This window comes from Streptomyces sp. ISL-36 (assembly GCF_018614205.1).
Lineage (GTDB): Bacteria > Actinomycetota > Actinomycetes > Streptomycetales > Streptomycetaceae > Streptomyces.
On sequence record NZ_JAGGOS010000203.1, the window covers coordinates 1 to 5,712 of the forward strand.

Consider the following 5,712-nt stretch of genomic DNA (forward strand, 5'->3'; position numbering starts at 1 on the left):
TCACAGGGCAATACACCTAGCCCGCCCCGGGGACGGCCCACCCGCGTCCTCGCGTCCAGCCCGCCGTGCCCACGGGCCACCGGGCCACCGGGCCACCGCGCCCGAGGGCCGTCCCCGCCCCCCCGGGCCGTCCCCACCCCGCACCTCGACAGGGAGCAGACCCGTGCGTCTCGTCCTGCGCAATCTGGGGTTCTATCTGATCGCCTTCTGGGCCTCCGTCACCCTCAATTTCCTGCTGCCGCGCTTCATGCCCGGAGACCCCGTCTCCCGGATGTTCGCCCAGGCCCAGGGGACGATGCAGCCCGACCAGATAGCCCAGTTGCAGAAACTCTTCGGTCTCGACGACCGGCCGCTGTGGCGGCAGTACACCGACTATCTGCAGAGCGTCGCCACCGGCGACCTCGGCATCTCCCTCTCCCGCTTCCCGACCCCCGTCTCCGAGGTCATCGGCTCCCAGATCGGCTGGACCCTGCTCCTCGGCATCACCGCCCTGGTGGTCGCCGCCGTCGTCGGCAACATCCTCGGCATCGTCGCCGCCTGGCGCCGGGGCGGCATCCTCGACTCGGCCTTCCCGCCGCTCCTGATCTTCGTCGGCTCCTTCCCGTACTTCTGGCTGGCGATGGGCGCGCTCTACCTCTTCGGCGTGACGCTGGGCTGGTTCCCGCTGCGCCACGCCTACGACGTCGGGCTCGTCCCCGGCTTCGACGCGGAGTTCATCGGCAACGTGGCCACGCATCTGGTCCTTCCGGCGCTGACCATCGTCGTCGTCTCGGTGGGCGGCTGGATGCTCGGCATGCGCAACACCATGATCGCCACCGCCGCCGAGGACTACGTCACGATGGCCGAGGCCAAGGGGCTCAGCCCGTCCCGGATCATGTTCCGCTACGCCGCCCGCAACGCGATGCTGCCGTCCGTCACCAACTTCGGCATGGCGCTCGGCTTCATGGTCGGCGGTGCCCTGCTCACCGAGGTCGTCTTCGCCTACCCGGGCATCGGCTACCAGCTCCTCGCCTCCGTGCAGGGTCTCGACTACCCCCTGATGCAGGGCATCTTCCTCACCATCACGGCGGCCGTGCTGCTGGCCAACTTCCTCGTCGACCTCCTCCATGTCCGTCTCGACCCGCGCGTCCGCGTCCGCTGAGGAGGGGACCACCGCCATGTCCGTCATCGACACACCGGACACCGCCACGGGACTGTCCACCCCACCCCCACCGGCCGACAAGGGTGGCGCCCGTGCCGCCCGTACGAGCCTGGCCCGGCGCCTGCTGGCCGACCGCAAGGCGCGCGCCGGACTGATCCTGCTCGGCGTCTTCACCCTCCTCGGGCTGCTCGCCCCGGTCGTGGCACCGGGAGACCCGTCCCTGATCAACGACGTCGGCGCGACACCTCCGTCGGCACAGCACTGGCTCGGCACCACGGCCAAGGGGCAGGACGTCCTCGCCCTCACCCTGTGGGGCACCCGCAGCTCGATGCTCGTCGGCTTCACCGTCGGCATCGCCGCCACCCTCGTCGCCCTCCTGGCCGGACTCGCCTCCGCCTACCTCGGCAAGCTCGTCGACGACCTGCTGACCCTGGTCACCAACGTCTTCCTGCTGCTGCCCGGCCTGCCGCTGCTCGTGATCCTCGCCGCGTTCCTGCCGCCGGGCACCACCACGGTCGTCCTCGTCCTGGTCGTCACCGGCTGGGCCGGCTCGGCGCGCGTCCTGCGCGCCCAGGCCACCTCGATCCGCGGCAAGGACTTCGTGGCCGCCGCCGTCGTCACGGGGGAGCGGCCCCTGCGGATCATGTTCCGGGAGATCCTGCCCAACATGGCGTCCGTGGTGATGACCACGCTCCTCGGCTGCGTCATCTTCGGCATCGGCGCCCAGGCCGGACTGGAGTTCCTCGGCCTCGGCGACGCCTCCGTCATCAGCTGGGGCACCAACCTCTACTGGGCCGGAAACGACGGCGCCTTGATGACCGGCGCCTGGTGGGCGTTCGTCCCCTCGGGCCTGTGCATCGCGCTGGTCGCCTTCGCCCTCGCACTGCTCAACTACGCGGTCGACGAGATCACCAACCCGAGGCTGCGGGCCGGGCGCAGGAGGAAGAAGTGAGCAACCCACCCGTACTCGACGTCCAAGGCCTCCGGGTCGAATACCGCGGCGACGGGCGTAGCGTCATCGGCGCCGACGACGTCTCCTTCTCCATCGGAGCCGGGGAGATCCTCGGCCTCGCCGGCGAATCCGGCTGCGGCAAGTCCACCGTCGCGAACGCCGTGATGCGGCTGCTGAAGCCACCCGCCGAGATCACCGCCGGCACCGTGCGATTCCGCGGCCGTGACGTCCTCGCCATGGACGCCCGGGAACTGCGGGCGTTCCGCTGGCGGGAGATGGCCATGGTCTTCCAGTCGGCGATGAACTCCCTCAACCCCGTCCTCACCGTCGGCGAACAGATCGGCGACATCTTCACCACCCACGAGAAGCTGAGGAAGCGCGCCGCACGCGAACGCTCCGGCGAGCTGCTCCAGCTCGTCGGCATCAGCCCCGACCGGCTGAAGGCCTACCCGCACCAGCTCTCCGGCGGCATGCGACAGCGCGTCGTCATCGCCATGGCGGTCGCGCTGAAGCCCGCCCTGCTGATCATGGACGAACCGACCACCGCGCTCGACGTCGTCGTCCAGCAGGAGATCATGGCCCAGATCCGCGACCTCCAGCGCGAGCTCGGGTTCTCCGTCCTGTTCATCACCCACGACATGTCGCTGATGGTGGAACTGTCGGACCGGATGGGCGTGATGTACGGGGGGCGGCTCGTCGAACTCGCCGACGCCAAGGAGCTGTTCGCCCGGCCCCTCCACCCCTACACGGAGGCGCTGATGAACGCCTTCCCACCGCTGACCGGACCACGCCGCCGACTCACCGGGCTCTTCGACGCCCCCCGCACCGCCGACAGCTGCGGCTTCCACACCCGCTGCCCGGCCGACCGCGCGGACTGCTCCACCCACATCCCCGACCTGCGCGAGGTCGCCCCCGGCCGCTGGGCGGCCCTCACCGGAGGTGGCTCCCGATGACCCTGCTCCACGTACGGGGACTCACCAAGGACTTCCAGGTCGGCACGGTCTTCTCCCGCCGCCGGATCCGGGCCGTGAGCGGCGTCGACCTCGACCTCGACCGGGGCCGCGTCACCGCGCTCGTCGGCGAGTCCGGCAGCGGAAAGTCCACCATCGCCCGCTGTCTCGCCCGCCTCGAACAGCCCACCTCGGGACAGATCCTGCTCGACGGCGAGGACGTGCTGCGCACCCAGAAGCGCCGTGCCACGCGCGCGTACCGGGGCAAGGTCCAGATGGTGTTCCAGGACCCCTTCGGCTCCCTCAACCCGGTGCACAGGATCGAGCACTTCCTCACCCGCGCGCTCGCCCTGCACGGACACCCGGCCGACCGGGGCCGGCTCGCCGCGCTGATGGAGGAGGTCGGCCTGCAGGCGGACATGCTCGACTCCTATCCGCACGAACTCTCCGGCGGACAACGCCAGCGCGTCGCCATCGCCCGAGCCCTCGCCGTCGAACCGAGCGTGCTGCTCGCCGACGAACCGACCTCCATGCTGGACGTGTCGGTACGGGTCGGCGTGCTCAACCTGATGCGGCGGCTGCGCGACGAACGCGCCCTTTCCATGCTGTACATCACCCACGACCTGGGCTCCGCGCGCTACCTCGCCGACACCACGGCCGTGATGTTCGCCGGCGAACTCGTCGAGGGCGGCGACTCCCTCGCCGTCATGGACGCACCCGCCCACCCCTACACCCGGCTGCTGCTCTCCGCCGTACCCGACCCCCACCGGGCCACGGGCTACGACAAGGCCGAACGCGCGCGGCTGCGCGCCGCCGTCCTCACCCCGCAATCGTGCCCGTACGACGACGGCACCTGCAGCGCCACCACCCCCGTACGCCATGTCGTGGGCGAGGACGACGGACAGGCGCACTGGGTGCGCTGCCACCGCTACGCGCCCGCCCACGAGATCGCCCACCGCGTGCTCCAGAGCGCCGACTCTCCGGAAGACGAGACCACCGCCGCATGACACACGAGCTGATCACCACACCCACCACGGCCTCCGTCGCCGGCCCTGTCGCCGCCGCTGTCGTCGACGGGCTCTCCGAGCGGGCGTTCCGCGACCCGCACCTGCCCCGCTTCCACTTCACTTCGCCCGGCGGCTGGCTCAACGACCCCAACGGCCTGAGCCACTGGAACGGCGTCTACCACCTCTTCTACCAGTACAACCCGCTCGCCCCCGCTCACCACCGCATCCACTGGGGCCACGCCACCAGCACCGACCTGGTCACCTGGACCGACGAACCCGTCGCCCTCGTGCCCGGCACCACAGGGCCGGACCGGGACGGCTGCTGGTCCGGCGTCCTCGTCGACGACGGGGGAGTGCCCACGCTCGTCTACTCGGGACGCCATGGGGAGCGCGAACTGCCCTGCGTGGCGACCGGTTCACCCGATCTCCGCCACTGGGCGAAGGACCCGGGCAACCCGGTGATCGCCGCCCCGCCCGAGGGCGTGGACATCACCGCGTACCGCGACCACTGCGTCTGGCGGGAAGGCGCGGTCTGGCGCCAGCTCGTCGGCTCCGGCATCCGGGGGCAGGGCGGGACGGCGTTCCTGTACGACTCCGAAGACCTGCGCTCCTGGCGGTACGTGGGGCCCCTGCTGACCGGGGACGCGAGCCGTGGGGTGGCCGGGGAGCCGGACTGGACCGGCACGATGTGGGAGTGCGTGGACCTGTTCCGGGTCGAGGACGTCGACGTACTGGCGTTCTCGGCATGGGACGAGGGGACGACTCACCATCCGCTCTACTGGACCGGCCGGTACGAGCGCGACACCTTCGTACCCGACGCGCTGCACCGGCTCGACTACGGGCAGGCCTACTTCTACGCACCCCAGTCCACCCGCGACGCGGACGGGCGCCGGATCATGTTCGGCTGGCTCCAGGAGGGCCGAGGGGAGGAGGCGACCGCCCGCGCGGGCTGGTCGGGCGTCATGTCCCTGCCCCGTCTCGTCACGCTCGGCCCGGACGGGGCGCTGGCGCAACGGCCCGTGCCCGAACTGGAACGGCTCCGCCGGGACCATGTGGCGACGGGAGCCTTCGAGGTGGGGGAGACGCCCCTCTCGGACGCGATCCGCGGCGACCAACTCGACCTGGAGGTGACGCTCCGGCTCGCGCCGGGGGCCACCGCCAGGCTCGGGGTGCGGGAGACCCCCGACGGTGCCGAGCGCACGGTCGTGGAGATCACCCGGGACGCCGACGCAGAAGGGGGCGGCGAGCTGCGGCTGCGCCGCGAGCACAGCAGCCTCGACCCGGACGTGGACGCCGGACCCCGCTACGGCCGCATCCCCTTCGCACCGGACGGCACGGTCGACCTCCGGGTCCTAGTCGACCACTCGGCCCTGGAGATCTTCGCCGGCGGCCGCGCCCTGACGGCCCGTGTCTACCCGACCCGTCCCGACGAGGCCACAGGCGTCTCGCTGACCGCCACCGGCTCCGTCACCTGCGCCCGCCTGGACGCCTGGCACATGGCCCCGATCGTGGACCGCCCCCGCCCGCTCTGGCCGTAGGCCGGGTCCGGGGCCCCTCCCCGGAAGCCTCGCCGGACTCCGCCGATCCCCGCCCCCGGCGCCGATCCCCGCCCCGGCGCCGGGCCACCACCCGGCGCCGGGCCCGTCGGGCCGCCACCCGCCA

5 protein-coding genes are annotated in these 5,712 nt (G+C 71.8%); all 5 read left to right on the forward strand.

The window, feature by feature from the left end:
• The first annotated feature begins 163 nt into the window (after positions 1-163).
• The 5 genes from J7E93_RS35850 to J7E93_RS35870 are packed head-to-tail and all read left to right on the forward strand — an operon-like array spanning position 164 to position 5,588.
• Positions 164-1,141 carry an ABC transporter permease gene (locus J7E93_RS35850; protein WP_215074220.1) on the forward strand — a complete coding sequence of 326 codons (978 nt, stop codon included), beginning with the start codon at positions 164-166 and terminating at the stop codon, positions 1,139-1,141.
• Positions 1,142-1,157: 16 nt separating this feature from the next.
• The gene (locus J7E93_RS35855) at positions 1,158-2,093 is read left to right on the forward strand and encodes an ABC transporter permease (RefSeq protein WP_215074221.1); all 936 of its coding nucleotides are present in this window, start codon (positions 1,158-1,160) and stop codon (positions 2,091-2,093) included.
• On the forward strand, positions 2,090-3,046 hold the full coding sequence (locus tag J7E93_RS38235) for an ABC transporter ATP-binding protein (protein WP_215074222.1): 957 nt from the start codon (positions 2,090-2,092) through the stop codon (positions 3,044-3,046). Before J7E93_RS35855 ends, J7E93_RS38235 begins: the two co-directional genes overlap by 4 nt.
• Positions 3,043-4,050: an ABC transporter ATP-binding protein gene (locus J7E93_RS35865; protein ID WP_215074223.1), complete on the forward strand. Its 1,008-nt coding sequence runs from the start codon at positions 3,043-3,045 to the stop codon at positions 4,048-4,050. The genes J7E93_RS38235 and J7E93_RS35865 overlap by 4 nt, the downstream gene beginning before the upstream one ends.
• Entirely contained in the window at positions 4,047-5,588 is a 1,542-nt protein-coding gene (locus J7E93_RS35870; RefSeq protein WP_215074224.1) for a glycoside hydrolase family 32 protein, read from the forward strand. Before J7E93_RS35865 ends, J7E93_RS35870 begins: the two co-directional genes overlap by 4 nt.
• Positions 5,589-5,712 lie beyond the last annotated feature (124 nt).